Genomic DNA, 16,803 nt, shown 5'->3' with positions numbered 1-16,803 from the left:
CAGTCCCTGTGGAGCTCGTCAGCGCTTCTTCCCGTGCGGGGCGTTGTTCACGGCACGGTCGGTCTCGCGGTTGACGGCCCGGCCGACGGTGTTCAGAGCCTGGTCCAGGTTGACACCGGCGACCTTGGTCTCACCGCCGGTGAGCTTGGCCCCTCCGCCGGTACCGGGCAGTCCGGCCCCGGGAAGACCGGCGTCAGGGATGCCGGCGCCGGGGAGACCGACGGCAGGGGACGTGTTGGCGTGGGACGGGGTGACGGCCGCGACCACGAATCCGGTGGCCAGGGAGGCGATGGCAAGCATGCTGCGCTTCTTCATGACCGGTTCAACTGAGAAACGCAGCTGGAGTCACGCCCGATTCCCGGACGATCGGGACAGCACCGGACGTCGGAGCCCGGACCGGTCGCCGTCGGGCCGGCGCAGCCGCACGCGCTGTGCGAGATCGTCGGCCGCTTCCGGCCAGCGGCCGTACGCGAAGGTGAATCCCTCGCCGAGCAGCCGGCCGGGGACGACCCGTCGGCTCTTGAGCAGCAGCTCGGTGTCGGAGCGCAGCGCGAACGCCCCGATCTGCGCCATCCACTTCGTCGCGGGCAGACCCACGGGAACGCCCCACGCGGAGCGCAGGGTCCGCATGAACGCCCGTTGCGGCAGGGGTTCGGGAGCGGCGAGGTTCACCGGCCCGGTGAGATCGTCCCGGTCGATCAGGAACTCGACCGCGCGGACGAAGTCGCGGTCGTGGATCCAGGAGACGTACTGCGCGCCGCCCGCGACGGGGCCTCCGAGCCCGAGCCGCACGAGCCCCAGCAGGACGTCGAAGACTCCGCCGCGATCAGGGCTCATCACCATGGCGGAGCGCAGGGCGACCTTCCGGGTGCGGGGCGTGTCGGCCTCATCCTGGGCCCGTTCCCAGGCCTTGGCGATCTCGACGCTGTACGCCCAGTAGTCGGGCACATCGGGCTCGCTGCCGCCGATGACACCCGTCGCCTCGTCGTTCGGCGCGTCGAAGCGATGGGCGTAGAGGGTGGCCGTGCTCATCTGCAGCCAGACCCTCGGCGGCCGGGCGGCCTTCGCGATCGCCTCGCCCACGACCTGGGTGGAGCGCACCCGGGAGTCCATCATGGCCCGCAGATTGGTCTCGGTGTACCGGCAGCTGACGCTGCGCCCGGCCAGGTTGATCACGATGTCGCTGCCGTCGATCACCTCGGCCCACGGTCCCGGCGTCTCGCCGTCCCAGCGCACTTCCCGGTCACGCGTGGGCCGCCTCGTCAGGACCACGACCTCGTGGCCGGCGGCGGTCAGCGCGCGGTTCAGGATGGCGCCCACCTGCCCGGTTCCCCCGGGGATCACTATCTTCATCGACTCCCCCATCTCGTGTGGCATGAGCCTAGCGCACCTGTTGAACATGTTCAAAAAGTCGGCGCGTGTCGCCTTCGGCGCCGGACGACGAAGGGGCGCGGCTCAGTCGTCGTGCGCACCGGGTCCGGCGACCCGCCGCGCACGACGTGAGGGCGCTCCGGCGGGGGCGGGGGCCGGGCTGCCTAGCCGACGACCGGGCCCGGCAGCCGGGGGAACGTTCCTGCCGACGACTGACGGCCGACGTCAGACCGCGGCCGCGTCCGCCCCCTTGGCGAGCGCGGCCGCGGCCGCCCCCACCAACCCGGCGTCCGTGCCCATCTGGGCCGGTGTGATCGTCAGGCGTTGGACGAAGGACAGGGTGGCGTAGTCGTGGAGCGCCTTGCGCAGCGGCGCGAACAGTACGTCGCCCGCCTTGCCGACACCTCCACCGATCACGACGATGTCGATCTCGACGAGCGTGGCGGTGGCCGCGATCCCGGCCGCCAAGGCCCGCGCGGCCCGCTCGAAGGAGGCGAGGGCGACCGGGTCACCGTCGCGCGCGGCGGCGGCCACCGCGGCGGCGGACGTGTCTCCGTCCGGGCCGGGCAGCCAGCCGTTCCCGAGCGCCCGCCTGGCGATGTTCGGGCCGCTCGCGATGCGCTCCACGCAGCCGCGGGAACCGCACGGGCACGCGTCGCCGTCCAGGTCGACGCTGATGTGTCCGATATGCCCGGCGTTGCCGGTCGGGCCGGGGTGCAGCCGGCCGTTCAGCACCAGGCCGCCGCCGACTCCCGTGGAGACCACCATGCAGAGGGCGTTGTCATGGCCCCGTGCCGCTCCCTGCCAGTGCTCGGCCGCCGTGATGGCCACGCCGTCGCCGATCAGCTCGACGGGGAGACCACCGGCCGCCTCCCGGACTCGCCGGACCAGCGGATAGTCGCGCCAGCCGGGCACGTTCACCGGACTCACGGTCCCCGCCGAGGCGTCCACCGGTCCCGCGCTGCCGATTCCGAGGGCCGTGGCGCGCCCCCACAGGGGCGATGCGGCGAGTTCGCCGATCACCTCCTCGACGGCCCGCATCACCGTCTCGCCGTCCTCCCGCGCGGGCGTCGCGCGCTGAGCCCGGACCACGATCGTGCCGTGGCCGTCCACCAGCGCTCCGGCGATCTTGGTGCCGCCGATGTCGAGCGCGGCCACGAGGTCGGTGTGCATCAGTGTCAGTTCTCCCCGTCAACCATTCGGATCTCCCCGTCTGCCACGGGAATTGGGCGAGCCGGTCTCGCGGTGGGGGCGCAGGCCGGAGATTGCGGTGGACAGTGTCCCCTGGATCTGACAACGTTGTCCAGGGCCTATGCTCGACGCCACATCCTCATACAAGCCCATGGACCGACGCATCCCCGTGGACCGATGCATCCCCGACGGACCGACGCATCCTCGTGGACGACGCATCCCCGTGGACGACGCGTCCCCGTGGACGACGACAGGACAGGACACCGCATCGTGCCCGAGACCATCCGCCGATCCGACCGCCCCGCAGAGCGCCTCTCGGGGGCACGCTACGGCAACCGTCCGACCATGAAGGACGTCGCGGCGCGTGCCGGAGTCGGTCTGAAGACCGTCTCGCGCGTGGTCAACGGAGAGCCGGGGGTCACCCCGGAGACGGAGCGCCGGGTCCAGGAGGCCATCGACGCGCTGGGCTTTCGCCGCAACGACAGCGCGCGGGTGCTGCGCAAGGGCCGTACCGCGAGCATCGGCCTGGTCCTGGAGGATCTCGCGGACCCCTTCTACGGCCCGTTGAGCCGGGCGGTGGAGGAGGTCGCCCGGGCGCACGGTGCCCTGCTCATCAACGGCTCCAGCGCCGAGGACCCGGACCGCGAGCAGGAGCTGGCGCTGGCGCTGTGCGCGCGGCGGGTGGACGGGCTGGTGATCATTCCCGCCGGCGACGACCACCGGTACCTGGAACCCGAGCTGAAGGCGGGTGTCGCCACCGTGTTCGTCGACCGCCCGGCGGGGAAGATCGACGCCGACTGCGTCCTGTCCGACAACTTCGGCGGCGCCCGCGACGGCGTCGCCCACCTGATCGCCCACGGCCACCGCCGGATCGGCTTCATCGGCGACATGCCCCGCATCCACACGGCCGCCGAACGGCTGCGCGGCTACCGGGCGGCCATGGAGGACGCGGGCATACCGGTGGCGGACTCCTGGATGTCCCTGGGCGTCACCGACCCGGAGCGGGTGCGCCAGGCGGCCGAGGAGATGCTTTCCGGCCCCTCCCCCGTCACCGCGGTCTTCGCGGGCAACAACCGGGTGACGGTCACCGTGATCCGGGTCCTCGCCGAGCAGACCCGGCGCGTCGCCCTCGTCGGCTTCGACGACATCGAACTCGCCGACCTGCTGGAGCCCGGCGTCACCGTCGTCGCGCAGGACGCGGCGGCGATCGGCCGCACCGCCGCCGAGCGTTTGTTCCGCCAGTTGGACGGCACCCTGGTCACCCCGGAACGCATCGAGCTGCCCACGCGGCTCATCACCCGCGGCTCGGGCGAGCTGCCGCCGGCGGACTGAGCGGGGCCATGGCGGACAGCGCGAGCAGGTCGCGGCGGCCCACTGAAGGCCGTACGTTGGAGGCGCTCGGTCTGGCCGAGGCGCCGCGCGAACACCCGCTGCTCTACCCGGGTGCCTGGCCGGCGGACTCCGGACTCCTCCACGGGGACCGGCTGCTGCCGCTCGACAAGCTGGTCCACGACGACCGCGTGCCCGTCCTCGCGGTCGGTTCCAATGCCTCCCCCGGCCAACTGCGGCACAAGATGGACCATTTCGGGATCGGTTCCCCCATCCCGATGGTGAAGACGCGGGTGACCGGCATCGAGGTGGGCGTCTCCGCGCACGTGAGCCGGATGGGGTACGTGTCCGCGTCGCCCTTCCACGCGCCCGGCTCGGTGCGGGAGTTGTTCGTCATCTGGCTGAACCCCGAGCAGCTCGCGGTGATCGACACGAGCGAGGGCGTACCCAGACCGAACGGCAACTACGGCCGCGCCTGGCTGCCGGCCTCCGACGTGCGGATCGAGTTGGCGGACGGCGGCACGCTTCCCGGCGCCTTCGCGTACGTCAACCGCCACGGCGTCCTGCACAACGGCACCGAGGCCCCGCGCACCCACCCCGGCCAGCGGGCGCTGCTCACCGAACTCCTGCTGGGCTCGCCGCGGTTGCGGGAGCTGTTCGGTGTCACTCCCGAGCAGTTCTGCGCACGGGCACGTGGGGACGTGCGGCTGTGCGAGCGGGGCACGCGGCTGTTCGTGGAGGAGAAGCTGGTGACCGTCTCCGGGCTGGAGGAGTACGTCCGGGTCCAGGGCACCTGAGGTCAGCAGACCGGGAGTCCGGGCACCGGCTCGTCGTTGTTGCCGCCCTCGATGTAGACGTCGCTGACGAAGACGTCGGTGTTGCCGCTGTCGTCGTCCGTCTTGGCCCACCAGACGTTGGTCCACTGACCGTATGTCTCGCGGCGGCCCAGGTTCTGCTGGCAGTAGAAGTAGTTGGTGCCCGCGTTGAGCGTCCCGACCTCGGTGCCGGAGGCGGTGTAGGACTTTGCCGTCCTCCAGACCTGGCAGTTGTACTTGCCGCCGCCGATGGAGTGGCAGGACGGAGTCGGTGTGGTGCCACCGCCGCCGCTGCCGCTGCCGCCGCCCGTGGTGCCGCCGCCGCCCGTCGTACCGCCGCCGCCGGAACCGCCGCCCGTGGTGCCGCCGTCGGTGCCGCCACCGCCCGAGGTCTTCGTCGGGGACGAGGTGGTGGGCCGATCGCTGGGCTCGGCCTCCGCGGTACGGCTCGGTTCCTCGGTCGCGCCGGGGGACTTCGCGTCGTCCTTCTCGGTGAGTCCGGATTCGCCCGGGCGGCCGGCGTCGGGGCCGCCGGTCGAGGGGGCGGAGGCGTCCGGGGTGGTGGCGGGCGACGTGGCCTGTGCCTCGGCCTTGGTGTCGCCGGGGTTGTTCAGCAGGGCGACCGTGATCCCGGTCGCCGCGAGGACGGCGGTGACGGCCGCGGCGGCGAGCAGGACGCGGCCCTTGCGCCGGGAAGCGCCGGCGGGGGACGGGTTCATGGGGCCGGTGGCGGCCAGGTCCTGCGACGGCGGCGTGGGCCCGCCGAAGCCGTGCGGGGGTGGGACGGGTCGGCCCGGCGCGCCGCCGAAGGGCTGCCCACTGCCGAAGGGAGGGGTACCGCCGTAGGGAGACGCGGCCGGCTGCCCGGGGTTGCCGTATCCGGGTGCGGTCGGACCGGACGGGTCGGCCGCGCCGAAGCCCTGAGGCGGCGTGCCCTGTCCCGGAGCCGCGCCCTGTCCCGGAGCCGCGGGCTCCTGTGTGCCCGGCGTTTCCGGCATGCCCTGTGCCGCGACTGCGAAGCCCGGCGCGACCTGCGCTGGGCCGGGCGCCTGCGGCGCGGACGGAACACCGGGTTCGGTCTCCTCCCGCGCCGGCCCGGCGGCCGTCGGCCCTCGCAGGGCGGCCGTCGCCGAGTCCGCGTCGTCCGACTCCGCCACCGACTGGAGGAGCGCCCGCGCCTCGTCGGCCTCGGGACGGGACTCGGAGCGCTTGTCCATCAGCCGCTGGAGGACGGGGGTGAGCGGCCCGGCGCGGCGGGGCTCCGGCAGCGGTTCGCTGACGATCGCGGTGAGCGTGGAGAACGTCGACGTACGGCGGAAGGGCGCGGCGCCCTCCACCGCCGCGTACAGCGTGGCACCCAGCGCCCAGACGTCCGAGGAGGGACCCGGATCGGCGCCCTGGGCGCGCTCGGGCGCCATGTAGTCGAGGGAGCCGACGAGATGGCCGGTGCGGGTGAGGTGGGTGGCCGAGCCGTCGCCGGGGTCGTCCATGGTGGCGATGCCGAAGTCGGTCAGGACGACGCGGCCGGAGCGCTCCAGCAGGATGTTGCCGGGCTTGACGTCACGGTGCAGGACGCCGGCCCGGTGGGCGGCGGCCAGCGCGTCCATGACCTTGGCCCCGATCCCGGCCGCCTCACGCGGGTCGAGGGTGCCGCGCTCGCGCAGCACCGCCTCCAGGGAGGGGCCGTCGACCAGCTCCATGACGATCAGCGGGCGTCCGTCGACCTCGGCGACGTCGTGCACCGCGACGACGCCGGGATGGCGCACGCGGGCCGCCGCACGGGCCTCGCGCTGCATCCGCAGCCGTAGATCGGCGAGTTCGGGACCGTCGGCGTCGGTGTAGGTGCGCAGCTCCTTGACGGCGACCTCGCGGCCGAGGACCTCGTCGACGGCCCGCCAGACCACGCCCATGCCGCCGCGTCCGAGCTGCGCCACGACGCGGTAGCGCCCGGCCAGCAGCCGACCTGCCTCGTCCGCCCGTCCGTTCTCCCCCGATGACACCGCTGCCCCGTTCCTGTGACACCACTGACTGACCTGTGCGTGGCGTACAGACTACGGGGCAGGGGTGACAACTGCGTCCGGTGGTGGGGCCTGTGACCGCCCGCTACTTGGCCGAGGCCGTCAGGTCGCCGCGCCGGGGCGAGGCGAATCCCTCCAGATCGGCGCGGGTCAGGCCGCTCAGCCGGGCGACCTCGGCGATGTCGAGGGCGCCGCAGTCCAGTCCGCGCAGCAGGTAGCCGCTGAGGGCCTTGGCGGTGGCGGGCTCGTCCATGACGTCGCCGCCGACCCGGCCCGCGTACCGGGCGAGACGGGCCGCCGCCTGTTCGAAGCCCTCGCGGTAGAAGGCGAAGACGGCCGCGTACCGGGTCGGGATGTGGCCGGGGTGCATGTCCCAGCCCTGGTAGTAGGCGCGGGAAAGGGCGCGGCGGGTGAGGCCGTAGTGCAGTCGCCAGGCGTCGTGGACCTTCTCCGTCGGGCCGACCGGCAGGACGTTCGTCGAGCCGTCCGAGACGCGTACGCCGGTGCCCGCCGCCGCGACCTGCATGATCGCCTTGGCGTGGTCGGCGGCCGGGTGGTCGCTGGCCTGGTAGGCGGCGGAGACGCCGAGGCAGGCGCTGTAGTCGAAGGTGCCGTAGTGCAGGCCCGTGGCGCGGCCCTCTGCGGCCTGGATCATGCGGGCGACGGTGGCAGTGCCGTCGGTGGCGAGGATCGACTGGCTGGTCTCGATCTGGATCTCGAAGCCGATCCGGCCGGGCTCGAGGCCCCGCGCCTTCTCGAAGGCCTCCAGCAGCCGGACCATGGCGGTGACCTGCTCGGCGTACGTCACCTTCGGCAGCGTCAGCACCAGCCCGTCGGGCAGGCCGCCGGCCTCCATCAGGCCGGTGAGGAAGATGTCGAGGGTGCGGATGCCCCGGTCGCGTACCGGCGCCTCCATGCACTTCATGCGGATGCCCATGTACGGCGCCGCCGTGCCGTTGGCGTACGCCTCGGCGATCAGCCGTGCCGCGCGGGCGGCCGCCTCGTCCTCCTCGGCGTCCGGGCGGGGACCATAGCCGTCCTCGAAGTCGACGCGCAGGTCCTCGATGGGCTCGCGCTCCAGCTTGGCGCGCACGCGCGCGTGGACGGGCTCGGCGAGTTCGTCGCAGAGCCCGAGAACGGCGGCGAAGGAGGCGGCGTCCGGGGCGTGTTCGTCCAGCGCGGCGAGCGCCTGGTCGCCCCAGGAGCGGACGGTGTCGGCGGCGAAGACGTCGCCGGGGACGTACACGGTGTGGACGGGCTGGCGGGTGCCGGGGTCTCCGGGGTAGCGGCGCTCCAGCTCGGCGTCGACCGGCGCGAGGGAGGCGCTGATCTCCTCGCTGACGGCGCCCGCGAGGCTCGTCGCCACCTTCTCCTGCTGGCCCTGGCCCATTCCCACACCCTCCTGATTTCCGCTATACGGAATCAACAATCCGTAGAACGAAGTTATCCGGGGACCTTCCGGCTGGTCAACACCATGTCCACGATGAGTCACTCCACCATCTCGCCATGTTCACGCCTATCTCGGTACGCGGTATCACACTTCCATACGCACGCCCCGCACGACTCGTCCGGCAGTTCCCACCGAAGGAGCCTCAGTGCCGAACCACAGCCGAGTCACGCGCCGTCTGGGCCTGAAAGCCGCGTTGGCCGCGGCCGTCACCGCGCCCCTCTCCAGTACAGCACTGCCCACGTCGTCCGCCTCGGCGGGCGAACGCCCGTCCCGCCGCCACCTTCAGGTCATGTCCTTCAACCTGCGCTTCGCGAGCACCACCGAGCCCCACAGCTGGGCCGTGCGCAGGCCGGTGATGCGCGAGCTGCTGCGCCGGGAGGCCCCGCACGTCATCGGAACCCAGGAGGGCGTCTTCTCCCAGCTGCTCGACATCGACTCCGACCTCGGCCCGCGCTACGACTGGGTGGGTACCGGCCGGCTGCAGGGCAGCCGTGACGAGTCCATGGCGGTCTACTACGACTCCCGTCGGCTGCGCCCGACCGAGTACGACCACTTCTGGCTGTCCGACACCCCGGACGCGATCGGCTCCAACACCTGGAGTGCGGCCTTCGCCCGCATGGTCACCTGGGTCCGCTTCCGCGATCTGGCCGACGGCGAGCGGGAGTTCTACGTCCTCAACACCCACTTCGACCACGTGAGCCAGTACGCCCGTGAGCGCAGCGCCTCGCTCATCGCCGAGCGGATCGCCGGGTTCGACCGTTCCCTGCCGGTCGTGGTGACCGGGGACTTCAATGTCGCCGCCCACCGGAACACCGTGTACGACACCCTGCTCGGCGCCGGGCTCGTCGACACCTGGGAGACCGCACACGCGCGCAGCGAGCTGTACGCGACCTTCCACGGCTACAAGCCGCTGACGCCGAACGGCGACCGCATCGACTGGGTCCTGAGCACGCCCGGCGTCACGGCGCACCGGGCGGCCATCAACACGTTCTCCGTCGACGGCCAGTTCCCGAGCGACCACCTGCCGGTACAGGCGTTCCTGAGCCTGGAATGAGCCGAGGCCCCCGTGACCGCCGACGCGGTCACGGGGGCCTCGGTGCGCCCGGTCGGGATCAGCCCTTGCGGGTCTTGATCTCCTCGGTCAGGGCCGGGACGACGTCGAAGAGGTCGCCGACGACGCCGTAGTCGACCAGCTCGAAGATCGGGGCCTCGGCGTCCTTGTTGATCGCCACGATCGTCTTCGAGGTCTGCATACCGGCGCGGTGCTGGATCGCGCCGGAGATGCCGGAGGCGATGTACAGCTGCGGCGAGACCGACTTGCCGGTCTGGCCGACCTGGTTGGTGTGCGGGTACCAGCCGGCGTCCACCGCGGCACGCGAGGCACCGACGGCCGCGCCGAGGGAGTCGGCGAGGGCCTCGATGATCGCGAAGTTCTCCGCGCCGTTGACGCCACGGCCACCGGAGACCACGATCGCGGCCTCGGTCAGCTCCGGACGGCCCGTCGACTCACGCGGCGTACGGCCGGTGATCTTCGTGCCGGTGGCCTTGTCGGAGAAGGTCACGGACAGGGCCTCGACCGCGCCGGCGGCCGGGGCGGCCTCCACGGCGGCCGAGTTCGGCTTGACCGTGATGACCGGGGTGCCCTTGGAGACACGGGACTTGGTGGTGAACGAGGCGGCGAACACCGACTGGGTGGCCACCGGGCCCTCGTCGCCGGCCTCCAGGTCGACGGCGTCGGTGATGATGCCGGAGCCCAGGCGCAGCGCCAGACGGGCGGCGATCTCCTTGCCCTCCGCGGAGGACGGGACGAGGACGGCGGCCGGGGAGACGGCCTCGACCGCGGCCTGCAGGGCGTCGACCTTCGGGACGACCAGGTAGTCGGCGTACTCGGACGCGTCGTGGGTGAGGACCTTGACCGCGCCGTGCTCGGCCAGCGTGGCGGCGGTGTCACCGGCGCCGTTGCCCAGCGCGACGGCGACCGGCTCGCCGACGCGGCGGGCCAGGGTCAGCAGCTCCAGGGTGGGCTTGCGGACGGCACCGTCCACGTGGTCGACGTAGACGAGAACTTCAGCCATGGGAATGCTCTCCTGCGAATTGCGAAGTCTGAAGGGGCGGAAGGGGAGGTGAGCCTCTAGCGGGCTGACGGCCCCTTTAGATGAACTTCTGGCTCGCGAGGAACTCGGCGAGCTGCTTGCCGCCCTCGCCCTCGTCCTTGACGATCGTGCCGGCGGTACGGGCCGGACGCTCGGCCGCGGTGTCCACGACGGTGTAGGCACCCTCGAGACCGACCTCCTCGGCCTCGATCTCCAGGTCCTCCAGGTCCCAGGACTCCACCGGCTTCTTCTTGGCGGCCATGATGCCCTTGAAGGACGGGTAGCGCGCCTCGCCCGACTGGTCGGTGACCGACACGACGGCCGGCAGGGATGCCTCGAGCTGCTCGGAGGCGGCGTCGCCGTCCCGGCGGCCCTTGACGGTGCCGTCCTCGACGGAGACCTCGGACAGCAGGGTGACCTGCGGGACACCCAGGCGCTCCGCGAGCAGGGCCGGTACGACGCCCATGGTGCCGTCGGTGGAGGCCATGCCGGAGATCACCAGGTCGTAGCCGGCCTTCTCGATCGCCTTGGCCAGCACCAGGGAGGTGCCGATGGCGTCGGTGCCGTGCAGGTCGTCGTCCTCGACGTGGACGGCCTTGTCGGCACCCATGGACAGCGCCTTGCGCAGCGCGTCCTTGGCGTCCTCCGGGCCCACCGTCAGGACGGTGATCTCCACGTCGTCGTCGGAGTTCTCGGAGATCTGCAGCGCCTGCTCGACCGCGTACTCGTCCAGCTCGGAGAGCAGACCGTCCACGTCGTCCCGGTCGACGGTCAGGTCATCGGCGAAGTGCCGGTCGCCAGTGGCGTCGGGCACGTACTTCACGGTGACAACGATCCTCAAGCTCACGCCGGCTCTCCTACTGCGTCGACATTTCTCTGCTGCCTACTTGCAGGCAGCATAGGCGCCCCAAGTGGCCGTTCCCGCTCGGGGCGACCCGCGCTCCGAGCGAAATATTACTCGTCAGTACACCCAGTTCGTGCCCGCTAAGCAAGCGCTTTGAACTGTGACCTCTGCAACGCAGCGTAATCGGAGTCGGACGGCTTCGCAGAACGGTGGACCGGCTGATCGGTCACATCGGCCGAGTGAGGTCAGTCACGCAGGCCGTTGAACCGGCCCTGGTGATACAGAAGCGGACGTCCGGGGCCGGTGGGATCGCCCAGGACGACCTCGGCCAGCACGAGGCGGTGATCGCCCGCGGGCACGCGCCCCACGATCCGGCACACCATCCAGGCGAGGACGTCGTCGAGGACGGGCACACCCTCGGGGCCCTCGCGCCAGGCCGTGGGCGGACCGAAGCGCTCGGCACCGCTGCGGGCGAAGGTGGCGGCCAGGTCCTGTTGATGCTCGCCGAGTATGTGGACGCCGACGTGGTCCGTCTTGGCGATCGCCGGCCAGCTGGAGGCACCGGTGCCGATCCCGAAGGAGAGAAGAGGAGGGTCGGCGGAGACGGAGGTGAGGGAGGTGGCGGTGAAGCCGACCGGACCCGACGCCCCGCGGGCGGTGATCACGGCCACTCCGGCGGCGTGGCGCCGGAAGACGGAGCGGAGCAGGTCGGGAGAGGCGAGCCGAGGAGTGCTGAGGCCGGACGTGGCCGTCATGGAGTTGTCCTTCTGCGAGGGGAGGCGTGCGGACCCGGGGCGGTTCAACAGCCCGGACAGCGCGCGCTCGCGGTGCGGGCCAGATCGACGTGGGCCCGTCCGAAGAGAAGGAGTTCCTCAGGCATACGGTCAGGCTGACGATAGGTGGTGCGCACAGTCAAGTGGGTTCCGCGATGTGGGAGATGACTCACCCTCGCGTCACGCCCCCTCAGACCGTCTCCCCCAGCGCCGCGATCACGTCCGCCTTGCGGGGCTGCCCGGTGGCCCGCCGTACGACGTTTCCGGCGGCGTCGAGGACCAGCACGGTGGGGGTCTTGAGGATGTCGAACCGGCGGACGAGGTCGAGGTTGTCCTCGGCGTCGATCTCGACATGGGCCACGCCCGGGACCATGCCCGCCACCTCACCGAGCACCCGCCGAGTGGCCCGGCAGGGCGCGCAGAAGGCGCTGGAGAACTGCACCAGCGTGGCGCGCTCGCCCAACTCCTCGCCCAGCTCGGCCGCCCCGAGCCGCTTCCCGTCGTCCCGCCCGCGCACCCTTACTCTCCCGCTCCGCCGCCGATACAGCACTCCGTAGGCGCTCGCCGCCGCGAGCACCACCACGCACACCACGAGTCCGGTCATCACCCGGGTCAAGCGTTCACGAGACCGCAAAGATTCCCGGCTGTCCGGAAGCCCTTCCATTGCGGAATGCTTCCTCCATGGACATCGACGTGAGGGGGCCGCGCTTCGGGGCGGCCGTGACGACCGTGGTGCTGGCGGTCGTGCTGGTCACCGGGAGCGCCTGGCTGCTGGCCTGGCAGACGCTGGCGTTCGCGCTGGGCGCCGCGGGCGGAGTGGGTCGTTCGCCGTACGGGTGGCTGTTCCGCAAGGCCGTACGCCCCCGGATCGGACCGCCGACCGAGTTCGAGGCGCCGGAGCCGCCGCGGTTCGCGCAGGCGGTGGGGCTGGTCTTCGCGGGCCTCGGGCTGGTCGGGTACGCGCTCGGGCCGGTCTGGCTGGGGCTCGCCGCGACCGCGGCAGCGCTCGCGGCCGCTTTTTTGAACGCCGTCTTCGGGTACTGCCTGGGGTGCGAGATGTATCTGCTCGTACGGCGGGTGACGGTGCGCGCCGAGTAAAGGCGGCGTCGAAATCCGAGGGGGATCACGGGTGGACGTGACGAGGATCTCGCCCTTCCCGGGCACTTGGGCTTGGCCCTCGGCCGTTCTTGGGGCACGATCTGCGACAAGCCGTAAACCTACGGCTGCGTAACTTTGCCACGGGGAGCTTCCTTCCCAGGCAGAGAAGGAAAGGTCCACCCCGTCCATGGCAGAGCTTGTCTACCGTCCCGTCGTCGGTTTCGCCCAGACATTGTTCAAGGTGTGGGACCTCAAGATCGACTGCAAGGGATCGGAGAACATTCCGCGCTCGGGCGGCGCCGTGCTGGTGAGCAACCACATCAGCTATCTGGACTTCGTCTTCAACGGGCTGGCGGCGCTCCCGCAGAAACGTCTCGTGCGCTTCATGGCGAAGGAGTCCGTCTTCCGGCACAGGATCTCCGGCCCGCTGATGCGCGGCATGAAGCACATCCCCGTCGACCGCAATCAGGGTGAGGCGGCCTACGCGCACGCACTGGACTCGCTGAGGTCCGGCGAGATCGTCGGGGTCTTCCCGGAGGCCACGATCTCGCAGTCGTTCACGCTCAAGAGCTTCAAGTCGGGCGCCGCGCGGCTGGCCCAGGAGGCGGGCGTGCCGCTGATCCCGATGGCCGTCTGGGGCACGCAGCGACTGTGGACCAAGGGCCAGCCCCGCAACTTCAAGCGCAGCCACATCCCGATCACGATGCGGGTCGGCGAGGCGATCGAGGCATCCAAGGACAAGTACGCCGGCGCGATCTCGCGTCAGCTGCGCGAGCGCGTCCAGGAACTGCTGGAGGCCGCCCAGCGCGCCTACCCGGTCCGCCCGAAGGACGCCGACGACACCTGGTGGATGCCGGCCCACCTCGGCGGGACGGCACCGACACCGGAGCAGGTTCGAGAGGCCGAGGCCCGCTGACGCCCTCCCGGCTCAGGAGGCCGGAGGACGGACCGTGACCCGTGCTCCCGGGCTGAACTTCTCCAGCAGTTCGGCGAGTTCGGCCGCGGCCGCGTCGAGGGCGGCGAGGGTCATCGGCGCCATGCTCTCCAGCAGGAAGATGCCCGAGGTCGTCTCCTCGGTGAGCCGGGTGCGCGGCCCCTGGCGCCAGTTCCAGCGGCGGCAGGTGACGCCCGCGTCGTCGCGCCACACGATCTCGCCCGCGTCGGGATGCTCGACGACCTCCTCACCACCGGCGACGGTGACGAAGTCCTCCTCGCCGGTGGCGCGCACGAGCTGCATACCGCCCTGGATCCGGTCGATGTCCTCACCGCCGACCGGGATGAGATGGGCGACGCTGACGGCGTTGTAGAGGTCGACGAGCAGGTTGATGCGGGGCAGCCCCGCCTCCGTCAGCGCCCTCTTGGCCAGCGCCTCCGCGGAGTTGCGGGTGCGGGACGGCTTCGATCCGAACGCGGTGTAGACCTCCCGCCACGCCACCATGTGCGGGTCCTCGTGCGGAGCGCGCCCGTCCAGGCGTACGGCGAGCCGGCGGGCCGCGTCGTCCAGGAGCGCCGAACCGGCCTCGGTGCTCGGGCCGTTGACCAGCCCGTGCGCCTCGATGGCGACGTGCGTGAAACCGGGCGCGAGGGCGCGCACGTCGTCGGACACGGTCAGAGAGAGGGTCATGGCCTGCCTCAGAGTGTGGTGGGAAGCGTCTTCCATAGGTACGACCGGTCGGGGGCGGCCTTGAGGACGCTCAGCACGGCCGGGTGCGGTACAGCATACAAGACCGGATAGTCCGTCTCATTGGACTCGACCTCGGGAGTGAAGGCCAGCCGCTCGCCGTCGAGCGAGACCTTCACCGACCCCCGCCTCTGCGCGGCCATCGTCGCCCGCCTCACCTTCGGGGGCAACATCATCGAGACCGGGACCGACCAAGGAACTGGCCCTGATCCGGCTGGCCTCGTCCCGGGCGTCGCTTTTCGAAGAAAACCAGCGGCGCCACCAGACAAAGGCCAGATGGTGGACGGTGAGTCTCTGGTCGCTGATCGTCGGCCTTGGCCTGTCCACTGCCGCACTGCTGCACACTTGAGCCCAAGAGTAACGAACAGAACCAGGGGACCGGTCAGCCCGCTCCTCCGCCGGCCTCTCCTGCCCCGGCGCCTCAGCCGGACATCGTCGACGTCTACACCGACCCGGCGCTGATCGGGACCGACAAGAAGAACGACACCACCCCTGTGGAGACCAAGGTGGTGCGTCCGCAGGGCAACACCGAGACTCGCTGAGAGAAATCTCCGCAGCCACAGGGCGCGACTCTCCTGCCGGAGGGGCCGGCCACTGAGTGCACGGGATGCAGCGCACCCGATGCGGCTGTGCGCGCCGACGATGTCCGGCACTCCACTCCACCGAGTGGAGTCCACCGGCCGGGAGGGCAGGGCATCGCCGGGGGACGATGCAGCACCGGATGCACGATGCGCACCGGGTGGGTGCACACCACCGCACCGGGTGCGCACCCCGACCGAACGGGGATGCGGCTACCGGTGCGCACCCGGTGCGGAGTGCACCGCGTGGACCAGCACCAGGTGCTCGTCGCGCATCGCTTCCATGGTGTCGGCGGTGTCCGCGTGGTCGGGGTCCGGGATGACGTTCACCGTGAACCGGATGATGCTGCGCGCGATGCCAGGCACCGCCCTGGTGGGAGAGTCCCGCGCCCAGTCCCGCGGCGCGGACAGCAGCACGCACCCGACCTCGTCCAGCGCGAAGGAGTCCGCGCACGGGTCGGTGTCCCCGTCCACGGCCGTGACGGGCCAGATGACGTCCTCAGCCAACCGCAGCAGGACGAACGCCAGTTCCGGGTCTGCTTCCGCCCGTCCGGCGATGGCCTCGCCGCCACCCATCTGCAGCGCCAAGACGTAGTCGAAGGCCCGCTCCACCTGCTCGGGCGTCAGCGGAGTACGGGGCGGGATCAGGTACGGCATCAGCTCTCCTCACAGGCGGCCGCCGTGCCGACCACGGCGACATCCCCCGCAGAGTCCGCCCGTCAGCCTGTGGACAGAGGACGGAGAACTCTCCCCTCCCACCAGGAAGGACGAACCGGGCGCGCAAGGAGGAACCGGGCCCCCTTGTCGAGTCTGGTCGGCCCGACCACGAGCCCGACCATGACCCCCTTGTCGACCGTGGCCGGGCCGACCGTGACCCCTTGTCGAGATCCGCCGCCACGGCCCCGCGGCCGCGTTTCCCCTTGACAGACTTCGCCGTCAGGTCGCGGACAAGGGGTGCTCGTACACGCTGCTCCCTCGATCGCCGCCCCGGCCGGGGCGGCCCGAGCGAAGGAGACACCGCGATGACGGCACACCAGCCAGCAGCCGGCTCCCGGTACGCCCGGCCCGACCACGACCCCGACCATGAGCGGGCAAGCCCCGGCACGTTCCTGGGGCACCCACTTGGGATGCCCCTCGGGAACCCACTTTGGTGCCCGGCGCCCGGCATGACGGAAAACCCGCTGGCCACGCCGCAGATACGAGCCTTGGCCGCACCGTCGCAACCCTCTTCTCTCTCCTTGTCTTTGAGTTGGTTGTCAGTGGAGGAGGAGATCATCGGGTCCGGGGGCCGGGTGCCCTCTGCGGCCGGGCGGGTCCGGCGCCCGGCCGGTGGCCGGTCGCAGCGGACGGAAGGGCCGGCGTGATGGCGGGGAAGCGGAAGGCGAACCCGGCGGGGTCCTCGAACGGTCACCGGGGCGATGTGCTGCGCGTGCTCGGCGTGCTGAAGGTGGCGACCGCCGACCAGATCCAGCGGATCTCCGCTCCGCATCTGACCTACCGGCACACCGACAAGAAGACACCCTCGGAGCAGAAGCAGGCCCGGACCGCCTCGCACCTCGGAG

At 71.4% G+C, this 16,803-nt stretch carries 17 protein-coding genes and 2 pseudogenes; 7 read left to right on the top strand and 12 right to left on the bottom strand.

Going from position 1 to position 16,803, the window contains the following annotated elements; translation table 11 throughout:
- Positions 1-18: 18 nt before the first annotated feature.
- The 3 genes from ABZ078_RS35900 to ABZ078_RS35890 all read right to left on the bottom strand — a co-directional run bounded on the left by ABZ078_RS35900 (position 19) and on the right by ABZ078_RS35890 (position 2,544).
- Positions 19-300: a hypothetical protein gene (locus ABZ078_RS35900; RefSeq protein ID WP_356582397.1), complete on the bottom strand. Its 282-nt coding sequence runs from the start codon at positions 298-300 to the stop codon at positions 19-21.
- 45 nt (positions 301-345) lie between these two features.
- Entirely contained in the window at positions 346-1,353 is a 1,008-nt protein-coding gene (locus ABZ078_RS35895) for a TIGR01777 family oxidoreductase (RefSeq protein WP_356582390.1), read from the bottom strand.
- 243 nt (positions 1,354-1,596) lie between these two features.
- On the bottom strand, positions 1,597-2,544 hold the full coding sequence (locus tag ABZ078_RS35890) for an ROK family protein (RefSeq protein ID WP_356582388.1): 948 nt from the start codon (positions 2,542-2,544) through the stop codon (positions 1,597-1,599).
- Positions 2,545-2,832: 288 nt separating this feature from the next.
- On the opposite strand from ABZ078_RS35890, the gene ABZ078_RS35885 reads away from it, so the two are divergent.
- Both ABZ078_RS35885 and ABZ078_RS35880 read left to right on the top strand, forming a co-directional pair.
- A complete protein-coding gene (locus ABZ078_RS35885) occupies positions 2,833-3,894 on the top strand; it encodes a LacI family DNA-binding transcriptional regulator (RefSeq protein WP_356582386.1) in 1,062 nt (353 codons plus the stop codon).
- A gap of 8 nt (positions 3,895-3,902) precedes the next feature.
- Positions 3,903-4,688 (top strand): hypothetical protein, encoded by a 786-nt coding sequence (locus ABZ078_RS35880; protein WP_356582384.1) that lies wholly within the window; start codon positions 3,903-3,905, stop codon positions 4,686-4,688.
- Positions 4,689-4,690: 2 nt separating this feature from the next.
- Here ABZ078_RS35880 and ABZ078_RS35875 read toward each other — a convergent pair whose 3' ends face one another.
- Together ABZ078_RS35875 and ABZ078_RS35870 are read right to left on the bottom strand one after the other, a co-directional pair.
- On the bottom strand, positions 4,691-6,706 hold the full coding sequence (locus ABZ078_RS35875) for a protein kinase (RefSeq protein WP_356582382.1): 2,016 nt from the start codon (positions 6,704-6,706) through the stop codon (positions 4,691-4,693).
- 103 nt (positions 6,707-6,809) lie between these two features.
- On the bottom strand, positions 6,810-8,114 hold the full coding sequence (locus ABZ078_RS35870; protein ID WP_356582380.1) for an aldolase/citrate lyase family protein: 1,305 nt from the start codon (positions 8,112-8,114) through the stop codon (positions 6,810-6,812).
- Between the two features lie 205 nt (positions 8,115-8,319).
- On the opposite strand from ABZ078_RS35870, the gene ABZ078_RS35865 reads away from it, so the two are divergent.
- Complete coding sequence (locus ABZ078_RS35865; protein WP_356582378.1) at positions 8,320-9,228, top strand: endonuclease/exonuclease/phosphatase family protein; 909 nt, start codon at positions 8,320-8,322, stop codon at positions 9,226-9,228.
- Between the two features lie 58 nt (positions 9,229-9,286).
- On the opposite strand, the gene ABZ078_RS35860 is transcribed toward ABZ078_RS35865, so the two are convergent.
- The 4 genes from ABZ078_RS35860 to ABZ078_RS35845 all read right to left on the bottom strand — a co-directional run bounded on the left by ABZ078_RS35860 (position 9,287) and on the right by ABZ078_RS35845 (position 12,488).
- Positions 9,287-10,249 carry an electron transfer flavoprotein subunit alpha/FixB family protein gene (locus tag ABZ078_RS35860; RefSeq protein WP_356582377.1) on the bottom strand — a complete coding sequence of 321 codons (963 nt, stop codon included), beginning with the start codon at positions 10,247-10,249 and terminating at the stop codon, positions 9,287-9,289.
- Between the two features lie 76 nt (positions 10,250-10,325).
- A complete protein-coding gene (locus ABZ078_RS35855) occupies positions 10,326-11,114 on the bottom strand; it encodes an electron transfer flavoprotein subunit beta/FixA family protein (RefSeq protein WP_356582375.1) in 789 nt (262 codons plus the stop codon).
- A 242-nt stretch (positions 11,115-11,356) separates the two neighbouring features.
- The gene (locus tag ABZ078_RS35850; protein ID WP_356582373.1) at positions 11,357-11,866 is read right to left on the bottom strand and encodes a flavin reductase family protein; all 510 of its coding nucleotides are present in this window, start codon (positions 11,864-11,866) and stop codon (positions 11,357-11,359) included.
- 208 nt (positions 11,867-12,074) lie between these two features.
- A complete protein-coding gene (locus ABZ078_RS35845; RefSeq protein WP_356582371.1) occupies positions 12,075-12,488 on the bottom strand; it encodes a thioredoxin family protein in 414 nt (137 codons plus the stop codon).
- 77 nt (positions 12,489-12,565) lie between these two features.
- Between ABZ078_RS35845 and ABZ078_RS35840 the strand changes: the two genes are divergently transcribed.
- Both ABZ078_RS35840 and ABZ078_RS35835 read left to right on the top strand, forming a co-directional pair.
- Positions 12,566-12,982, top strand: a complete 417-nt coding sequence (locus tag ABZ078_RS35840; RefSeq protein ID WP_356582369.1) for a DUF4395 domain-containing protein — start codon at positions 12,566-12,568, stop codon at positions 12,980-12,982.
- A gap of 187 nt (positions 12,983-13,169) precedes the next feature.
- The gene (locus tag ABZ078_RS35835; protein ID WP_356582367.1) at positions 13,170-13,898 is read left to right on the top strand and encodes a lysophospholipid acyltransferase family protein; all 729 of its coding nucleotides are present in this window, start codon (positions 13,170-13,172) and stop codon (positions 13,896-13,898) included.
- Between the two features lie 12 nt (positions 13,899-13,910).
- Here ABZ078_RS35835 and ABZ078_RS35830 read toward each other — a convergent pair whose 3' ends face one another.
- Together ABZ078_RS35830 and ABZ078_RS35825 are read right to left on the bottom strand one after the other, a co-directional pair.
- On the bottom strand, positions 13,911-14,606 hold the full coding sequence (locus tag ABZ078_RS35830) for a phenylalanine--tRNA ligase beta subunit-related protein (protein ID WP_356582365.1): 696 nt from the start codon (positions 14,604-14,606) through the stop codon (positions 13,911-13,913).
- An 8-nt stretch (positions 14,607-14,614) separates the two neighbouring features.
- Positions 14,615-14,779: pseudogene (locus ABZ078_RS35825) on the bottom strand (transglutaminase); the annotation flags it as partial.
- Here ABZ078_RS35825 and ABZ078_RS35820 point away from each other — a divergent pair.
- Both ABZ078_RS35820 and ABZ078_RS35815 read left to right on the top strand, forming a co-directional pair.
- Positions 14,769-14,855 (top strand): annotated as a pseudogene (locus ABZ078_RS35820) (AAA family ATPase); the annotation flags it as partial. The pseudogenes ABZ078_RS35825 and ABZ078_RS35820 sit on opposite strands and share 11 nt — an antisense overlap.
- Before the next feature lie 122 nt (positions 14,856-14,977).
- Entirely contained in the window at positions 14,978-15,205 is a 228-nt protein-coding gene (locus tag ABZ078_RS35815; RefSeq protein ID WP_356582395.1) for a hypothetical protein, read from the top strand.
- Positions 15,206-15,454: 249 nt separating this feature from the next.
- On the opposite strand, the gene ABZ078_RS35810 is transcribed toward ABZ078_RS35815, so the two are convergent.
- On the bottom strand, positions 15,455-15,898 hold the full coding sequence (locus ABZ078_RS35810) for a hypothetical protein (RefSeq protein WP_356582363.1): 444 nt from the start codon (positions 15,896-15,898) through the stop codon (positions 15,455-15,457).
- Positions 15,899-16,803 lie beyond the last annotated feature (905 nt).

It is taken from the genome of Streptomyces sp. NPDC006385, assembly GCF_040612485.1.
GTDB lineage: Bacteria > Actinomycetota > Actinomycetes > Streptomycetales > Streptomycetaceae > Streptomyces.
Note: the sequence above shows the minus strand (reverse complement) of the source record. Positions and strands in the feature narration are given on the sequence as shown.